Here is a 17,372-nt window from a genome sequence, read left to right on the forward strand (position 1 = left end):
GTCCGCCCCCCGAAACGCGTGTGAGCCGACCCCTGCCCGCCCAGTAGGATTTCGACCATGGCGGCCACTGGATCAGAGAAGCAGGGGACGAAGGCGTACTACGTCTCGACCCCCATCTACTACGTCAACGACGCTCCTCACCTGGGCCACGCCTACACGACCGTCGCAGGCGACGTGCTCACCCGCTGGCACCGCCAGCGCGGCGAGAAGGTGTGGTACCTCACCGGCACGGACGAGCACGGTCAGAAGATCATGCGCACGGCCGAGGCGAACGGGGTCACCCCGCAGGCCTGGGCCGACAAGCTCGTCACGGAGGCCTGGAAGCCCCTGTGGGAGCATCTCGAGATCGCGAACGACGACTTCATCCGCACCACGCAGAAGCGGCACACCGACCGCGTCCAGGAGTTCGTGCAGGACCTGTACGACAAGGGCGAGATCTACAAGGGCGGCTACGAGGGCCCGTACTGCGTGGGCTGCGAGGAGTACAAGCTCCCCGGCGAGCTGCTCGACGGCGAGGGCGACTACGCGGGCCAGAAACTGTGCCCGATCCACAAGAAGCCGGTGGAGATCCTCAGCGAGGAGAACTACTTCTTCAAGCTGAGCGAGTACAGCGAGAAGCTGCTCGCCCACTACGAGGCCAACCCGGGCTTCATCCAGCCCGAGTCCGCGCGCAACGAGGTCGTGAACTTCGTCCGCCAGGGTCTGCAGGACCTCTCCATCTCCCGCTCGACGTTCGACTGGGGCGTGCCGGTCCCGTGGGACGAGAAGCACGTCATCTACGTGTGGGTCGACGCGCTGCTGAACTACGCCACCGCCGTCGGCTACAACGAGAACCCGGAGAAGTTCGAGTCGACCTTCCCCGCCGACGTACACCTCGTCGGCAAGGACATCCTCCGCTTCCACGCGATCATCTGGCCGGCGATGCTCATGGCACAGGGCCTCCCCCTCCCCGGGAAGATCGCCGCGAACGGCTGGCTGATGGTCGGCGGCGAGAAGATGTCGAAATCCAACCTGACCGGCATCAAGCCGCAGGACCTGACCTCGCACTTCGGCGTGGACGCGTACCGCTGGTACTTCCTGCGCGCGATCGCCTTCGGCCAGGACGGTAGCTTCTCCTGGGAGGACTTCTCCGCCCGCTACACCAGCGAGCTGGCGAACGACTACGGCAACCTGGCGTCCCGCGTGGCCGCGATGGTCGGCAAGTACTTCGGCGGCGAGCTGCCGGCGTCGACCGCCGACGGCGAGGCCGAGCAGGCGATCCACGACGGCCTGACGACGGCCGTCACGGAGGCGGACCGCAAGATCGGCGAGGAGCTGGACTTCCAGGGCGGCATCCTGGCCGTCTTCGACTTCGTGAAGCAGGTCAACGGCTACATCACGGAGCAGGAGCCCTGGAAGGTCGCCAAGGACGACTCGCCCGAGGGCAAGGCCCGCCTCGCGACGATCCTCTACACGGCCGCGGAGTCGCTCCGCGCGGTGGCGGTCCTCCTCAACCCGGTCATGCCGGAGACCTCCCAGAAGCTCTGGGACTCCCTCGGCGCGGACGCGTCCCTCGGCGCACTCGCCGACCAGAAGGTCCAGGAGGCCGCCGACTGGGGCCGACTGCCCGCCGGCTCGACGGTCACCAAGGGCGCGGTCCTCTTCCCCCGCCTTGAGGAGAAGCCGACCGCATAGGTCGTACGACGCACGCCCAGAGGCCCGGAAACCGCTTGTTTCCGGGCCTCCGCGCCGACGCTTTGTTCTGAGCCGCACACCAACATGCCCCGCCTCCAGTACAACCAGGCGCGGGGCCATGCGTAGTTGAAGGGTCAGCTTCCCGACGCGTGTGTCACGAAGTCCGACCACGCGTGGCGCGTAAGCACGAGCTGAGGACCACCTATGTCCTTGGAGTCCCGGACGTGCACCACATCACGGGCCGTGGCGACCTCGATGCAGTCGTTGCCGTCGCCGCTGCTGCTGTAGCTGCTCTTGAACCAGATCAGCGTAGAAGCGTCGTGGCTGGTAGAGGTGTCGATCATGTCTCTCCAAGCATCTGCTCGATGAGGGCGCGCGACTCGCGGGGCGTGAGAGCCTGCGCCCGGATCATGCCATAGCGCAGTTCAAGGATCCTGAGCTGCTTCGGCTCGGACACAGGGCGGCCACTGAAGGCACCCTCGGAGCGCCCCACCGCCGTACCGTCCGGAAACTTGAGCACCTCGATCAGCCCGCCCGTGCCGAAGTGATCCTCACAGTCAGTCGGCATCACCTGAATCGAGACGTTCCGCAACTGCCCGAGTTCCAGCAGACGTTCGAGTTGCCGTCGCCAAACCATTCTGCCCCCGACCGGGCGCCGCAGCGTCACCTCTTCCTGGACAAAACTCAGCGTCGGCGCCGGTGACCGCTCGAAGATCGAACGACGGGCCATCCGCGCGGCCACCATGCGTTCCGTTTCCTCATCCGAGTAGGCAGGTAGCCACGCGTCGAAGAGGGCCCGCATGTGCTCCTCGGTCTGCAACAGACCGTGGATGTTGTGGTTGCTGTACAGCGCAGCCTCGACCGCCTGAGCCTCCAACTTTCCCAGTTCCCGGACCCTCTTCGGATACCGGACTCTCTTCACGTCCTCCCAGGCCGCCGCGATGAGTCCGCCTGCGTCCAGCACCTCGTCGGCCCTGTCCAAGTACTCCTGCCGGGGAATCCGCTTGCCGCCCTCGACCTTGTAGACGAGGTCGTCCCCGTACCTGACCGCCGACGCGAAGTCGGCGACCCGCATGCCCACGGCCTCCCGCCGCAGCCTCAACTGACGCCCCACCGTGGTGAGAACGGCCACCCCCCACTCGTCGTCCGGGTCCACCTCCCACCCCGGCTCGTCCTCCTCCGTCTCGGTCCGGAGCCGTACCGCCTCGCCGTCCACCGACATACCGCACTCCTCTTTCGTACCGCCGTGCCGTAACGCCTCCGCCCGCAGGCCGGTTTCCGACGGTTCGGACAGCGGCCGACAAGCCCCGACAGTCACCCTACGTATCGGCGCTGTCACTATTAACGGTAAGCACGTCCCGCCACTCTCGGTCACGTGAACAGCGAAAAGTCCACCCAACTTCTGTCACCCACCGACCACTTCAGCGTGCTCCTGTCACCCACGCCCCGAGGCGCCCGCCTCGCCCGGCTGCTCGCCGCGGACTGGATGCGTGACCGGGACCTGCCCCACCCCGCCGCCGAGGCCGCCGAACACCTCGTCGCCGAACTCAGCCTGAACGCGGCCACCCACGGCCGGCTCGCCGGACGCGACTTCCGCCTCGCACTCCTGGACCGCGACGGAACCCTCCGCATCGAGGTCACGGACACCCGCGGTGACGACCTCCCGAGCCGCCGCGTGCCCGCCCCCGACGCCGAGTCCGGACGCGGCCTGCTCCTCGTCGAGGCCCTCGCCGACCGCTGGGGTGTGCGGCTCGGACCGGTCCCCCGCAAGACCGTATGGGCGGAACTTGATCTTCCGGACTCCTGACCTGCGGAAACGATACCGGCACCGGAACCCACCCGGTCGGGTTCCGGTGCCGTCGGCCGTCTTTCCCAAGGACCACGGGAGAGAAAGAAACCCCACCAAGCCCCACCCCTCCCGCCCACGGCGCACGCTCACTCGCGCGGGTGAACATCACCAACTGGAGTGGATATGCCACAGGTTGCCTGCCCTACGCTCAGCGCAGCACGGCACACAGCCCCACACACGTAAACGGCCCCCGCCGGGACTGAACCTCCCAGTGCGAGGGCCTACCCACCAAGGAAGACGAGACCTTCCGATGGACACCCAAAACACTAGCGTGCCCCCGCACGCCCAGTCCCGTAACGACGGGAAAAACCACCCCTCCAACCCCTCCCACCACACCCGCACGAAGCGGCACCCCGGCGGAGTCACCCACGACAACGCCCGCCACACCACCCGCTTCACGGTGATCGGCAACCACCTCGCCCAGCACCCGGACCTCTCCCTGCTGGCGATCGGACTGGCGTGCCACATCCAGTCACTCCCCACCGGCGCCCCCATCGGCATCAAGAGCCTCGCCGCCCGCTTCCCCGAGGGCCCGACCCGGATCGCCGCCGCCCTGCGCGAGTTGGAGACCCACGGCTACCTGCGCCGCACCCGCGAACGCACCCCGGCCGGCCGCATCGTCACCCGCACCGTCTCCTGCAACCAGCCCGGCCGACGCGACGCCCCGTCCGAACCAGGCGGGACGCCCAGCCCTCCGGCCCGCCCCCCTGCCCGCCGCGCGGCCACCGCCCCGCAGCAGGAACCCGCACGCCGCCGCGCCCTCCCCGCCGTGCCGAAGCCCGGCTACACCTCCCCCGACCTCCTCCAGACGGCCACCGAGGTCCTCGCCGGCCTGCGCCGCGAGGACCCCCGCCTGCTGCTATCCGCCACCGACGCCCAACACCTCGCGCCCGGTGTCGTCGCCTGGCTGGAGCGCGACCTGACCCCCACCGCCGTACGCAAGGCCCTGGCCGACGACCTGCCGAGGGAGCCCTTGATCCGGCCCGCCGCCTTCCTGGCCCACCGCCTGACGGCCAAACTCCCGCCCCTCCCGCCCTATCGCGCCCCCGAGCAGCCCCCGCCCGTCCGGCACCCCCTCCGCAACTGCGACACCTGCGACCACGCCTACCGCGGCCCCGACCCCCACCACTGCCAGGGCTGCCTCTCACTCTGCCAACCGTCACTCACACCCGCCTGACGAGTCACCCGTCCCTCCGTCCCACAGGAATCCCTATGGTCAGCTCGCCCCACGAGGCGATGCACCGCATCTTCCAGCAGTACCCGGACCTCTTCTCCGGAGTGTCCGAGGTGCTCGGCATCGACTTCCCCAGGCCCGCCTCAATCACCGTCCTGCCCAACGACCTCACCGAGACCAGCCCCGTCGAACGCCGCGTGGACACCCTTCTGCGGCTGGACCCGGAGGACGGCGAGCCGCTGCTCCTCGCGGTCGAGGCCCAGAGCGGGAAGAACCCCGACAAGCCCGCCAGCTGGGCGTACTACGCCTCCTACATCCTCAACAAGTACCGGCTCCAGCCGCTGCTGCTGGTCGTCTGCCAGGACCGCGCCACCGCGGAATGGGCCGCGCGTGAGGTCAGCTTCGGCCCCCGCCAGTGGCCCCTGCTGACGCTGCGGCCGCTGGTCGCGGGCCCGCACAACATGCCGGTGATCACCGACCCGGCCGAAGTCCGCAAGGACCTCGCCCTCGCCACACTGTCGGCGATCACCCACGCCACGCATCCGGACGCCGGGGCCATACTGAAATCCATGACGACCGTTCTGCGGGACACTCCGCAGAACATCGCCGACCCGATCATCGAACTCATCGCACAAGGCCTGGGCAAGCACCCGGCCGCACACCTGTGGAGGAAACTGGTGACCGTGGACCTCTCCTTTTACAAGTCTGACCTCTCCGAGGAAATCCGCGACGAGGGTCGAGCCCAGGGCCGGGCCGAGGACGTCCTGCACATCCTCAAAGTGCGCGGCATGGACATCCCGGAAGCAGTGCGGGAACGCGTCACCGACTGCGACGACCTCGAGATCCTGAGCCACTGGCTCGAGCGTGCCGTCACAGCCCCGACGGCCGAAGACATCTTCGAGGACGAGTAGCCCGGAACCTTGACAGGGTTGGCCCGGTACACGGGCCGACCCCTGCAGGCAGCGCCCGGCCGGTGCGACGACGAGACAGGGCGCGGTCTTCTTCCCGCGTCCCGGGGAGAAGCCGACCGCGTAACACGTCCGCCACAGCAGGGGCCCGGGAGAGGGCCGAACCTGCTCCCGGGCCCCTCCCTTTGCGAAGATCGCGTGAGGACGGCCGGCGCCCGGCCGCCGTCACCACACCCGTGGGGGGACCCGTTCCATGGCACTCTTCGGCAACGCACACACCATCGACCCGGCCCAGGCACAGCAGGACTACGCCCGTCTGATGGGCCAGGGCGAGCAGGTGCACGCCGCGTTCCTGCTGATCCGCGACACCATCCTGTTCACCGACCGCCGCCTGATCATGGTCGACAAGCAGGGCATCACCGGCAAGAAGACGGAGTACCACTCCATCCCGTACCGCAGCATCACCCACTTCGCGGTGGAGACCGCCGGCACCTTCGACCTGGACGCCGAACTGAAGATCTGGCTCTCGGGCTCCGCGACCCCGATCCAGAAGACCTTCACCAAGGGCGTCGACATCTACGAGGTCCAGGCCATCCTCACCCAGTTCGTGGCCCGCTGACCCGATCGGGTGAATGTGCCACATATGCCCTTCGCATAGGCCATGGGCGCATCAGGCTTGCGCTCATGGTCACAGCAACACACGAGGCCTCCCACCAGCTCTTCCGGAAGCACCCGGAGGCCCTCACGCCCGTCTTCGAAGCACTGGGCCTTCCGCCGCCCGTGAAGACGGACTTTCACGAGCTCTCCGCCGACGTCACCGAGATCCGCCCGATGGAGCGCCGCGCGGACACGGTCCTCATGTTCGAGCCCGACATGGGTGAGCACTTCGTCCTGGCCATCGAGGCCCAGACGAAGAAGGACCCGGACAAGGCGAACAGCTGGGCGTAACTGGAAACGGTCGCCCGCGGGCTCGCGTCCTTCGACCGGGACACCACGAAGTACTGGTTCGAGGTGGTAGAGGTAGGTCTGGAGTCCACTCCGACCAGGAAGAACTGGAGGAAACTGATGGAGAACGCCGCCACCTACTTCCCGGGGCACGGAACGCTCTTCGAGGAGACGTACCTGGAGGGCAAGGCCGAAGGCGAAGCCCGGGGCGAGGCCAGGGGCGAGGCCCGGGGGGAGGCCAGGGGCGAGGCCAGGGGCGAGGCCAGGGGGATCCTGCGCGTCCTGGAGGTACGCGGTCTCCCCCTCTCCGACGACGTCCGTCAGCGCATCCTCACCTGCACCGACCTCGACCGCCTCAACGACTGGCTCGACCGCTCCGGCACGGTGGAGCGCGCGGAGGACCTGTTCACCCGGGAGCCGGGCTCCTCCGGACCGGCATGAAGAAGTACCTCGTGGAACTTGAGCCGGAGTTCAGGGCGGAGCTCTGGGACGTCTGCACCGCCCTGATCACGGCCGTGGTGGTCGCGGGCCTCCCCGTGAGCAGCGCCCTGTCGGCGTTCCGGGAGAAGTTCTCGGACATCGGTGCACGCGCGAGCCTGTCCGACGCGGAGATCGACCTCGTGTGCTACGGGTTCAAGTGCTGGCTCCTGACGCACCAGGACACCTGCGCCGAGGAGTGGACCGAGTGGAAGCGTAGGGACCTCGTACACCCGGCGTAAACGCCGGCGAAGGGGCCCGGAACCGCCGAGACGGCGGTTCCGGGCCCCTTCGCAGATGCCGTCGGGCTACTTCGGCTGCGGCTTGCGCACCGTCAGGTGGAGTTCCTTGAGGCGGGCCTCCTCCAGCTCCGTCGGCGCGCCCATCATCAGGTCCTGGGCGTTGCCGTTGAGCGGGAAGGCGATCGTCTCGCGGATGTTGGGCTCGTCGGCGAGGAGCATGACGATACGGTCGACGCCGGGCGCGATGCCGCCGTGCGGCGGGGCGCCGAAGCGGAACGCGCGGAGCATGCCGGCGAACTTCTCCTCGACCGTCTCACGGTCGTAGCCCGCGATCTCGAACGCCTTGAGCATGATCTCCGGCTCATGGTTCCGGATCGCTCCGGAGGACAGCTCGACACCGTTGCAGACGATGTCGTACTGCCAGCCCAGGATGTCCAGCGGGTCCTGGGTCTCCAGCGCCTCCAGGCCGCCCTGCGGCATCGAGAAGGGGTTGTGGGAGAAGTCGATCGCGCCGGTGTCCTCGTCCTTCTCGTACATCGGGAAGTCGACGATCCAGCAGAAGCGGAAGACGTTCTCCTCGAAGTGACCGGCACGCTTGGCGGCCTCGACCCGCACCGCGCCCATGATCTTGGAAACCTCGTCGAACTCGCCCGCACCGAAGAACACCGCGTGGCCGGGCGCCAGGGAGAGCCGCTTGGTCAGCTCCGCGACGTTCTCCTCGGTGAGGAACTTCGCGATCGGGCCGCTCAGCGCGCCCTCCTCGCCGACGCGCACCCAGGCCAGGCCCTTCGCACCCTGGGACACGGCGTAGTCGCCGAGCTGGTCGAAGAACTTTCGGGGCTGGGCCGAGACGTCCGGCACCGGCAGCGCGCGCACATGCTTGCCGGCGAACGCCTTGAACTCCGAGCCCTCGAAGATGTCGGTGATGTCGACGAGCTCCAGCTGGGCCCGCAGGTCCGGCTTGTCGGAGCCGTACTTCAGCATCGCCTCGCGGAACGGGACGCGCGGGAACGGCGACGTCACATGACGGCCGTTGCCGAACTCCTCGAACAGTTCCGTCATCAGCTGCTCGATCGGCTGGAAGACGTCCTCCTGCTCGACGAAGCTCATCTCCACGTCGAGCTGGTAGAACTCGCCCGGCGAGCGGTCCGCGCGGGCGTCCTCGTCACGGAAGCAGGGCGCGATCTGGAAGTAGCGGTCGAAGCCGGAGATCATCAGCAGCTGCTTGAACTGCTGCGGAGCCTGCGGCAGCGCGTAGAACTTGCCGGGGTTCAGCCGGGAGGGGACGACGAAGTCGCGGGCGCCCTCGGGAGAGGTGGCGCTCAGGATCGGCGTCGCCATCTCGTTGAAGCCCAACGCCGTCATCTTGTGGCGGATCGCCGAGATGACCGACGTACGCAGCAGGATGTTGCGGTGCATGCGCTCGCGGCGCAGGTCCAGGAAGCGGTACTCCAGGCGCCGCTCCTCGTTGACCCCGTCCTCGGCGTTGATGGTGAAGGGGAGCGGAGCCGCCGCGCCCAGTACCTCCACCACGCCCACCTCGACCTCGACCTCACCGGTCGGAAGGTCGGCGTTGACGTTCTCCGTGCCGCGGGAGACGACCTTGCCGTCGACGCGGACCACGGTCTCCTTGGACAGCTTGTCCAGCGCCTCGTACGCCTCGGTGCCCGGACGCGCCACGAGCTGGGTGATGCCGTAGTGATCGCGCAGATCGATGAAGAGGATGCCGCCCAGGTCGCGCCGATTGTGCAGCCAGCCACTCAGCCGGACGTCGGTGCCGACGTCAGAGGCGCGGAGCTCGCCGCAGGTGTGGGACCTGTACCGATGCATCGTCGTTCATCCAGCCTTCGCGGATCGGGGGCGTTGTTTCACGTGAAACTCCCCCAAGCCTACCGGCCGGACCAAGATCGCTTCCCTGGCATGACGAGTCGGGCGCAGTGGAACTTTTCCGCACCATCTCCATAAAGTGGGGTAATGCGCCCTGGTGAGCCCCTGCCTGCCCTGGGGGATGTCCTCGCCGCACTCGACACCGGTGTGTGGCACTGGGACACCGCCGCCGGGCTGGTCACCGTCGACGCCGTGGCGGCACGGCTGCTCGGGCTGCCCGCCCAGGGGGTCACCCTCACCGAGGCCCAGATCCGGGCCCGTCTGCACCCCGTCGACTGGAACGAGATCACCGGAGTGGTCCAGCTCGCCGTCGCCGAGGGCACCCTCGCCGAGGTGCGCATCCGGATCATGGACGACCAGAATCGGGTCGTACGCGTCCTGCGCAGCCGTTCCAAGCCCTCCTTCGACCGCGGTCGCAAGGGATACGTCCTGACCGGCTCCCTCCAGGAGGTCGCCGAGCCGACACCGGGAACACCCGCCGGGCGCAGCGCGGTCACCGGTGACTGGCGGCGCTCACGGGAGGCGTTCCTGCTGGACGCGGGCCGCGCGCTGGCGGAGGCGCGGTCGACGCAGGAGGTGCTGCGGGTCGCGGCCAATCTGGCGATGCCCGGATTCTCGCCGGAGGGACTGGCCGTGTTCGGGGTGGAGGGCAGCCAGCTGACGATCATCGGCCACCACGGACACGAACCCGGCGCCGACAGCGCGTTCTACATGCCGCTGGACACGGATTACCCCGCCGCCGAGGTGGTGCGCACGGGCCGCGCGGTCTATCTGTCCTCCCCGGAGGAGTACCGGACCCGTTACCCCCTCACCTGGCCGCTCGCCCAGCGCTTCGGACGCCGGTCCTGGGCGTTCCTGCCGCTGACCGAGTCCGGCCGCACGATGGGCGCCTGGCTGGCCGCCTTCGCCTATCCGGTCGCGTTCACCCCCGACGAGCGTTCCGTGCTGACCACGGTGGCCCGGATGCTGGGCCAGGCGCTGACCCGCGCGGGCACGGCCGAGAGCGAGCGCGCGCTGACCGACGGTCTGCAGCGCTCGATGATGCCGATACTCGGTCCGGGCATCCCGGGCATGAGCGTCACCGCCCGCTACGTCCCCACCGGCGGAGGCCTCCAGGTCGGCGGCGACTGGTACGACGTGATCCCGTTGCCCGGGGGCACCTCCCCGACGAGGTCCGGAGGAGGCCGGTTCGCGCTGGTCATCGGAGACGTCCAGGGCCACGACGTACGGGCCGCGGGGCTGATGGGCCAGCTGCGGACGGCCCTGCGGGCGTACGCCTCCGAGGGCCACCGGCCCGATGCGGTGCTCTCCCGCGCCTCCCGCTTCCTGCACGGCATCGGCGAGGGGGACCCGGCCGAGCCGCGCTTCGCGACCTGCCTGTACGCCGAGGTCGACCCCGAGAGCGGGGTGCTGGAGGTCGCCCGTGCCGGGCACCCCGAACCGGTGATCCGCATGGCCGACGCGACGGTGCTGACCCGGCCGACGGCGGGCGGGCTTCCCCTGGGCATCGACCCGGACCCCGACTACCCCACCACCCGGCTGGTCCTGGAGCCCGGCGAGACGATGATGGTCTGCACGGACGGGCTGATCGAGACCGGCGGGCACGACCTGGACACCGGCTGGCGGCGCCTGCGCACCATCCTCGAGGAGCACAAGGGAAACCAGGAGGAACTGGCCGACGCCCTGGTCCAGGCGGTGCACGGCCCCTCCTCGCACCACACCACGGGCCCGCTGATCGACCGGCGCGAGGACGACATCGCCGTGCTGCTGCTGACCCGGGAGGGCGAGAGCCGTGACCGCGGGGCGCGGAGCGCGGTGCGGCCGCCGGTGCGCAGGACGATGCTGACGGTGGCGCAGGACGAGCCCGAGCGGGTCGGCGTGGCCCGGCACCAGCTGCGGGAGCTGCTGCACGACTGGTCCTCGACGGACCAGGTGGACTCGGCGGAGCTGCTGCTGTCGGAGGTGCTCACCAACGTCCTCGTGCACACCGACACCGACGCCCTGCTGCTCGCCGAGGTCACCGACGGGGGAGACGGCCGCCGGATCCGCGTCGAGGTCACCGACGCGGGTGACGATCTGCCGCATCTGCGCAGCCCGGGTGAGCTGGCGTCCTCCGGCCGCGGCCTGGTCCTGGTCGAGTTCCTCGCCCACACCTGGGGCGTCGACCCACGCGGCCAGGGCAAGAGCATGTGGTTCGAGCTGTACGAGAAGAACCGCACCGGACACGGCTGAGCGGGCCGGCGGCCGCGCACCCGTCGCCCGGCCGCCGGCCCCCGCGGCGCACCGCCCCCGCGTCTCACGCGGCCGGACCGCCACCGCCCCGCGTCTCACCGGCCGGGGGAACAGCCCGTCGCGGTCGGCGGCCTCGGACACCGCACCCCGTTCCGCGCCATGCCCGCACGGACCTCCGGGCCGGGGCAACGTCACAGGCCCGCCGTCGGGGCCGTCCGGCAGCCGTCCGGCCGCGGACCCGGACGTCATCACGTCCGGCCGCGGCCGGGACCGCTGCAAGGTTCCGGGCACTTCCCGGGCACCGCCGCCGTCGGTGGCGAGGGCGCCCGCGGCCCGCCGGTCAGGCCGTCCGCGGGCCGTTCTCCGACATGCCGTGCACGGCGGGGACCGTGCCGAGGCGGCCCTTCTGGAAGTCCTCGAAGGCCTGCATCAGCTCGTCCTTGGTGTTCATCACGAACGGGCCGTAGTGCGCCATGGGCTCACGGATGGGCTGCCCGCCGAGGAGGACGACCTCCAGGTCCGGGGTGTGCGCGTCCTGCTTCTCGTCCGCGCGGACGGTCAGCGAGGAGCCCGCGCCGAAGACCGCGGTCTGACCCAGGTGGACCGGACGCCGCTCGGCGCCGACCGACCCGCGCCCGGCCATGACGTACGCCAGGCCGTTGAAGTCCTCACGCCAGGGCAGGGTGATCTCGGCGCCCGGCGCCAGCGTCGCGTGGACCATCGTGATCGGCGTGTGCGTAATGCCCGGGCCCTCGTGACCGTCCAGCTCACCGGCGATGACGCGCAGGAGCGCGCCCCCGTCGGGGGAGGTGAGCAGCTGGACGCTGCCGCCTCGGATGTCCTGGTAGCGGGGGGCCATCATCTTGTCCTTGGCGGGCAGGTTCACCCACAGCTGGAGGCCGTGGAAGAGCCCGCCGGACATGACCAGCTGCTCCGGCGGCGCCTCGATGTGCAGCAGGCCGGAGCCCGCCGTCATCCACTGGGTGTCGCCGTTGGTGATGGTGCCGCCACCGCCGTTGGAGTCCTGGTGGTCGAAGATGCCGTCGATGATGTAGGTGACGGTCTCGAAGCCGCGGTGCGGATGCCAGGGCGTGCCCTTCGGCTCGCCCGGCGCGTACTCCACCTCGCCCATCTGGTCCATCATGATGAACGGGTCCAGGTGACGGTAGTGGATTCCCGCGAACGCGCGGCGCACCGGGAAGCCCTCGCCCTCGAATCCGCCGGGCGCGGTCGTGACGGTGAGCACGGGACGTGCCACGGCATCGGCGGACGCGGTCACACGGGGCAGCGTCAACGGGTTCTCGACGGTCACTGCAGGCATGTCGGTACCTCCTCGGGTACGCCCACTTTAGTTGAGCGTTGAACTTCCTGCCACCCGGAACAGAGAAAGCCCGGAGGGAATTCCCTCCGGGCTCCGCATCGGGCGACAAGGGTCAGCCGTACATCCGGCGCATGGCGAACTCGACCATCTGCTCCACGGCCTTGGCGTCGAACACCATCCGGTGCTCACCCTCCATGTCGAGCACGCAGCCGTAGCCGGTCGGCAGCAGGTCGATCACCTCGGCGCCGGTGATGACGAAGTACTTGGACTCCTTGCCCGCGTACCGCCGCAACTCCTTCAACGAGGTGAACATCGGGATCACCGGCTGCTGGGTGTTGTGCAGGGCGAGGAATCCGGGGTTGTCGCCGCGCGGGCAGTACACCTTGGACGTGGCGAAGACCTGCTGGAAGTCCTCGGCCGCCATCTGCCCCGTGGTGAACGCGCGCACGGCGTCGGCGAGCGACGGCGCGGACGGCTCCGGATACAGCGGCGCCTGCTGCCCGTACCCGCCCGGCATCTGCTGCTGCGGCGGAACGTAACCCTGCTGCGTCCCCGCGCTCTGGTCGTAGCCGTACATGCAGCACAGACTAACCACCCGGCGGGAGGGCTGGGTCACAGATGTCCGGATCGGGGTTGCTTCTTATTACCGACGGGTAGCATCATGCGTAGCTACTTGTTGGTACGTGACACAGGTGCGAGGAGTCAGTGCCTCGCCGATCTCTCTCTTACGGAGCCGTCGCCATGGGGCACTACAAGTCGAATCTCCGCGACATCGAATTCAATCTCTTCGAGGTACTCGGCCGCGACAAGCTGTACGGCACGGGCCCGTTCGAGGAGATGGACGTCGAGACCGCGAAGAGCATCCTCGACGAGCTCACCCGGCTCGCGGAGAACGAGCTCGCCGAGTCCTTCACCGATGCCGACCGCAACCCTCCGGTCTTCGACCCGGAGACCAACACCGCACCGGTCCCCGCGTCCTTCAAGAAGAGCTACCAGGCCTTCATGGACTCCGAGTACTGGCGCCTCGGCCTGCCCGAGGGCGTCGGCGGCACCACCGCTCCCCCGTCCCTGGTCTGGGCGTACGGCGAGCTGGTGCTCGGCGCGAACCCGGCCGTGTGGATGTACTCCTCCGGCCCCGCCTTCGCCGGGATCCTCTACAACGAGGGCAACGACGTCCAGAAGAGGATCGCGCGGATCGCGGTCGAGAAGCAGTGGGGCTCCACCATGGTCCTCACCGAGCCGGACGCCGGCTCGGACGTGGGCGCCGGCCGCACCAAGGCCGTGCCGCAGGAGGACGGCTCCTGGCACATCGAGGGCGTGAAGCGGTTCATCACCTCCGGTGAGCACGACATGTCGGAGAACATCCTCCACTACGTGCTGGCCCGCCCCGAGGGCGCGGGACCCGGCACCAAGGGCCTCTCCCTCTTCCTCGTCCCGAAGTACGTGTTCGACTTCGAGACCGGCGAGCTGGGCGAGCGCAACGGCGTGTACGCCACGAACGTCGAGCACAAGATGGGCCTGAAGGCGTCCAACACCTGCGAGATGACCTTCGGCGACCGGCACCCCGCCAAGGGCTGGCTGATCGGCGACAAGCACGACGGCATCCGCCAGATGTTCCGCATCATCGAGTTCGCCCGGATGATGGTCGGCACGAAGGCGATCTCCACCCTGTCGACGGGCTACCTGAACGCGCTGGAGTACGCCAAGGAGCGCGTCCAGGGTCCCGACCTGGCGAACTTCATGGACAAGACCGCGCCCAAGGTCACCATCACCCACCACCCCGACGTGCGCCGCTCGCTGATGACGCAGAAGGCGTACGCGGAGGGCATGCGCGCCCTCGTCCTGCACACCGCGGCCGTCCAGGACACCATCGCGGTGAAGGAGGCGGCGGGCGAGGACGTCTCCGCCGAGCACGCGCTGAACGACCTGCTCCTGCCGATCGTCAAGGGCTACGGCTCCGAGAAGGGCTACGAGCAGCTCGCGCAGTCGCTGCAGACCTTCGGCGGCTCCGGCTTCCTGCAGGAGTACCCGATCGAGCAGTACATCCGGGACTCCAAGATCGACACCCTGTACGAGGGCACGACCGCCATCCAGGGCCAGGACTTCTTCTTCCGGAAGATCGTCCGCAACCAGGGCGCGGCCCTGAACTCGCTCGCCGAGGACATCAAGAAGTTCCTGGCGCTCGGTGAGGGCGGCGAGGAGCTGGCGGGCGCCCGCGAGCACCTGGCCAAGGCGGCCGTGGAGCTGGAGGCCCTCGTCGGCCTGATGCTCACCGACCTCGCGGCCACCGAGCAGGACGTCAAGAACATCTACAAGGTGGGCCTGAACACCACCCGCCTGCTGATGGCCTCCGGTGACGTCGTCGTCGGCTACCTGCTCCTGCGGGGCGCCGCGGTCGCCGCCGAGAAGCTCCCGACGGCCTCCGCCAAGGACAAGCCCTTCTACACCGGCAAGATCGCCGCGGCGAAGTTCTTCGCGGCCAACGTCCTCCCGGGTGTCACCCAGGCGCGCGAGATCGCCGAGGGCGTCGGTCTTGACCTGATGGAACTGGACGAGGCCGCTTTCTAGGACTTTCCAGGACCGCCCCTCGACCATTTCTCCGACCGACCCAGTACAACCCCGTACAGCCCCGTACAGACGGATCCGAGGGCCCGCTCCCGCACCGGGAAGCGGGCCCTCGCCCTCGTTAAGGTGAACCCATGAGCGAACCCCCCCGCTTCGATCGCGGTCACACCGACGACCTCATGTCCTTCCTGGCGACGAGCCCCACGCCGTACCACGCCGTGGCGAACGCGGCCGAGCGGCTGGAGAAGGCGGGCTTCCGGCAGGTCGCGGAGACGGACGCCTGGGACGGGACGGCCGGCGGCAGGTACGTGCTGCGCGGCGGTGCGATCATCGCCTGGTACGTCCCCGAGGGTGCCGCCGCACACACCCCCTTCCGGATCGTCGGCGCCCACACCGACTCCCCCACCCTGCGCGTCAAGCCCCGGCCCGACAGCGGGGCGCACGGCTGGCGCCAGGTGGCCGTGGAGATCTACGGCGGGCCGCTGCTCAACTCCTGGCTCGACCGCGACCTGGGCCTGGCCGGCCGGCTGTCCCTGCGCGACGGCTCCACCTGCCTGGTGAACGTCGACCGTCCGCTGCTGCGAGTCCCCCAGCTCGCCATCCACCTGGACCGCTCGGTCAACGCCGACGGCCTCAAGCTCGACAAGCAGCGGCACATGCAGCCGGTCTGGGGCATGGGCGACGACGTCCGGGACGGCGACCTCATCGCGTTCCTGGAGGAGACCGCCGGTCTCCGCTCCGGCGAGGTCACCGGCTGGGACCTGATGGTCCACCCCGTCGAGCCGCCCGCCTACCTCGGCCGCGATCGCGAGCTGGTGGCCGGCCCGCGCATGGACAACCTGCTCTCCGTGCACGCGGGTACGGCCGCGCTGGCCGCCGCCGCGGCGGGACAGGGCTCCGGACTGTCCTCCATCCCGGTCCTCGCCGCGTTCGACCACGAGGAGAACGGCTCCCAGTCCGACACCGGCGCGGACGGCCCGCTGCTCGGCGGTGTCCTGGAGCGCTCGGTGTTCGCGCGCGGCGGCTCGTACGAGGACCGGGCCCGCGCCTTCGCCGGCACCGTCTGTCTGTCCTCCGACACCGGTCACGCCGTCCACCCCAACTACGCGGAGCGGCACGACCCGACGCACCACCCCCGCGTCGACGGCGGGCCGATCCTCAAGGTGAACGTCAACAACCGTTACGCCACGGACGGTTCGGGCCGGGCGGTGTTCGCCGCGGCCTGCGAGAAGGCGGGCGTCCCCTTCCAGTCGTTCGTCTCCAACAACGCGATGCCGTGCGGCACCACGATCGGCCCGATCACCGCGGCCCGGCACGGCATCCGGACCGTCGACATCGGCGTGGCCATCCTGTCGATGCACAGCGCCCGCGAACTGTGCGGCGCCGAGGACCCGTCCCTGTTGGCGAAGGCACTCGTGGCGTTCCTTGAGGGGTAGTCAACCGCCCCTGGTCCGTGGCGCATGGCAGCCGCGCCTCCGGGTACCCGGTGCGCACCGGAAACACCGGACAGGGAGGCGACACTCATGGGCCTCGGCGGATGCATCATCCTCATCGCCGTGGGAGCAATCCTCACGTTCGCGACCGACTGGGACATGCAGGGTGTCAACCTTGACCTGGTCGGCATCATCTTCATGATCGTCGGTTTGATCGGCGTCGCGACCTTCAGCAGCATCGCCCGGCGTCGGCGGGTCGTCGTACCACCCGCCACCCCGGTCGTCGACGACACCACCCGGCCGCGCACCCGCGACGGCTACAGCGACGGCTACGGAGTCTGACCGGGGGCACGGCGGGGAACCGAAGCGGTCAGCACCAGAGGCAGCCGGTCCGTGCCCCGCGCGGTGAGGCGTACGGGCAGGGCCCAGTCGTCCCGGTGGACATGGCAGGCCGGGTACGCGCTGTCCGGGCCGGTGTCGCAGGAGGCCGCCGTCGCGGAGACGTGCAGCACCCCCTCCGGGACCGCGGGGTCGAGTTCGAGGGCGCGGGAGAGTTCGTCTCCCGCGCCCTCGCCGTCGCGCAGCAGACCCGGGGGAGAGGCCGACACCGGCAGCCGGGTCGCGGGCCCGTACCGGGTGTCGGGCCGCCGGCCCGCCGGTGGTGG

Annotated in this window: 17 protein-coding genes and 1 pseudogene; 12 read left to right on the top strand and 6 right to left on the bottom strand. The window is 69.5% G+C overall.

From position 1 onward, the window contains the following. Nucleotides 1-57 precede the first annotated feature (57 nt). The gene (metG, locus tag ACIF9R_RS10895; protein ID WP_399977324.1) at nucleotides 58-1,674 is read left to right on the top strand and encodes a methionine--tRNA ligase; all 1,617 of its coding nucleotides are present in this window, start codon (nucleotides 58-60) and stop codon (nucleotides 1,672-1,674) included. A gap of 134 nt (nucleotides 1,675-1,808) precedes the next feature. On the opposite strand, the gene ACIF9R_RS10900 is transcribed toward metG, so the two are convergent. Next, nucleotides 1,809-2,018 (bottom strand): DUF397 domain-containing protein, encoded by a 210-nt coding sequence (locus ACIF9R_RS10900; protein ID WP_399977327.1) that lies wholly within the window; start codon nucleotides 2,016-2,018, stop codon nucleotides 1,809-1,811. Next, complete coding sequence (locus tag ACIF9R_RS10905; protein ID WP_399977329.1) at nucleotides 2,015-2,896, bottom strand: helix-turn-helix domain-containing protein; 882 nt, start codon at nucleotides 2,894-2,896, stop codon at nucleotides 2,015-2,017. The genes ACIF9R_RS10900 and ACIF9R_RS10905 overlap by 4 nt, the downstream gene beginning before the upstream one ends. Before the next feature lie 153 nt (nucleotides 2,897-3,049). Here ACIF9R_RS10905 and ACIF9R_RS10910 point away from each other — a divergent pair, with 153 nt between their 5' ends. From ACIF9R_RS10910 to ACIF9R_RS10940, 7 genes are all read left to right on the top strand, one after another. Then, entirely contained in the window at nucleotides 3,050-3,481 is a 432-nt protein-coding gene (locus tag ACIF9R_RS10910; RefSeq protein WP_399977332.1) for an ATP-binding protein, read from the top strand. A gap of 292 nt (nucleotides 3,482-3,773) precedes the next feature. After that, entirely contained in the window at nucleotides 3,774-4,700 is a 927-nt protein-coding gene (locus ACIF9R_RS10915) for a helix-turn-helix domain-containing protein (RefSeq protein WP_399977334.1), read from the top strand. A 35-nt stretch (nucleotides 4,701-4,735) separates the two neighbouring features. Then, a complete protein-coding gene (locus tag ACIF9R_RS10920; protein ID WP_399977337.1) occupies nucleotides 4,736-5,608 on the top strand; it encodes a hypothetical protein in 873 nt (290 codons plus the stop codon). A 250-nt stretch (nucleotides 5,609-5,858) separates the two neighbouring features. Next, complete coding sequence (locus ACIF9R_RS10925) at nucleotides 5,859-6,224, top strand: PH domain-containing protein (RefSeq protein WP_399977340.1); 366 nt, start codon at nucleotides 5,859-5,861, stop codon at nucleotides 6,222-6,224. Between the two features lie 65 nt (nucleotides 6,225-6,289). Further along, nucleotides 6,290-6,553: a hypothetical protein gene (locus tag ACIF9R_RS10930; protein ID WP_399977343.1), complete on the top strand. Its 264-nt coding sequence runs from the start codon at nucleotides 6,290-6,292 to the stop codon at nucleotides 6,551-6,553. Between the two features lie 117 nt (nucleotides 6,554-6,670). After that, nucleotides 6,671-6,991 (top strand): hypothetical protein, encoded by a 321-nt coding sequence (locus tag ACIF9R_RS10935; protein WP_399977345.1) that lies wholly within the window; start codon nucleotides 6,671-6,673, stop codon nucleotides 6,989-6,991. Next, nucleotides 6,988-7,269 carry a hypothetical protein gene (locus ACIF9R_RS10940; RefSeq protein ID WP_399977348.1) on the top strand — a complete coding sequence of 94 codons (282 nt, stop codon included), beginning with the start codon at nucleotides 6,988-6,990 and terminating at the stop codon, nucleotides 7,267-7,269. The genes ACIF9R_RS10935 and ACIF9R_RS10940 overlap by 4 nt, the downstream gene beginning before the upstream one ends. A gap of 66 nt (nucleotides 7,270-7,335) precedes the next feature. Here ACIF9R_RS10940 and aspS read toward each other — a convergent pair whose 3' ends face one another. After that, the gene (aspS, locus tag ACIF9R_RS10945) at nucleotides 7,336-9,099 is read right to left on the bottom strand and encodes an aspartate--tRNA ligase (protein WP_399977350.1); all 1,764 of its coding nucleotides are present in this window, start codon (nucleotides 9,097-9,099) and stop codon (nucleotides 7,336-7,338) included. Nucleotides 9,100-9,243: 144 nt separating this feature from the next. Between aspS and ACIF9R_RS10950 the strand changes: the two genes are divergently transcribed. Beyond that, the gene (locus ACIF9R_RS10950; RefSeq protein WP_399977353.1) at nucleotides 9,244-11,388 is read left to right on the top strand and encodes a SpoIIE family protein phosphatase; all 2,145 of its coding nucleotides are present in this window, start codon (nucleotides 9,244-9,246) and stop codon (nucleotides 11,386-11,388) included. Nucleotides 11,389-11,728: 340 nt separating this feature from the next. On the opposite strand, the gene ACIF9R_RS10955 is transcribed toward ACIF9R_RS10950, so the two are convergent. Together ACIF9R_RS10955 and ACIF9R_RS10960 are read right to left on the bottom strand one after the other, a co-directional pair. Further along, complete coding sequence (locus ACIF9R_RS10955) at nucleotides 11,729-12,709, bottom strand: pirin family protein (RefSeq protein WP_399977355.1); 981 nt, start codon at nucleotides 12,707-12,709, stop codon at nucleotides 11,729-11,731. 112 nt (nucleotides 12,710-12,821) lie between these two features. Continuing rightward, nucleotides 12,822-13,286: an SseB family protein gene (locus ACIF9R_RS10960; RefSeq protein WP_399977358.1), complete on the bottom strand. Its 465-nt coding sequence runs from the start codon at nucleotides 13,284-13,286 to the stop codon at nucleotides 12,822-12,824. A gap of 164 nt (nucleotides 13,287-13,450) precedes the next feature. Between ACIF9R_RS10960 and ACIF9R_RS10965 the strand changes: the two genes are divergently transcribed. The 3 genes from ACIF9R_RS10965 (at nucleotide 13,451) to ACIF9R_RS10975 (ending at nucleotide 17,049) form a co-directional block, all read left to right on the top strand. Continuing rightward, the gene (locus ACIF9R_RS10965) at nucleotides 13,451-15,277 is read left to right on the top strand and encodes an acyl-CoA dehydrogenase (RefSeq protein ID WP_399977361.1); all 1,827 of its coding nucleotides are present in this window, start codon (nucleotides 13,451-13,453) and stop codon (nucleotides 15,275-15,277) included. Nucleotides 15,278-15,408: 131 nt separating this feature from the next. Next, the gene (locus ACIF9R_RS10970; RefSeq protein ID WP_399977363.1) at nucleotides 15,409-16,710 is read left to right on the top strand and encodes a M18 family aminopeptidase; all 1,302 of its coding nucleotides are present in this window, start codon (nucleotides 15,409-15,411) and stop codon (nucleotides 16,708-16,710) included. Nucleotides 16,711-16,797: 87 nt separating this feature from the next. Beyond that, entirely contained in the window at nucleotides 16,798-17,049 is a 252-nt protein-coding gene (locus ACIF9R_RS10975; RefSeq protein ID WP_103542737.1) for a DUF6458 family protein, read from the top strand. Here the strand turns inward: ACIF9R_RS10975 and ACIF9R_RS10980 are convergent. Next, nucleotides 17,037-17,366: pseudogene (locus tag ACIF9R_RS10980) on the bottom strand (alkyl hydroperoxide reductase); the annotation flags it as partial. The gene ACIF9R_RS10975 and the pseudogene ACIF9R_RS10980 overlap by 13 nt on opposite strands. Between the last annotated feature and the right edge of the window lie 6 nt (nucleotides 17,367-17,372).

The organism is Streptomyces sp. NPDC086080, assembly GCF_044540255.1.
Taxonomy (GTDB): domain Bacteria; phylum Actinomycetota; class Actinomycetes; order Streptomycetales; family Streptomycetaceae; genus Streptomyces.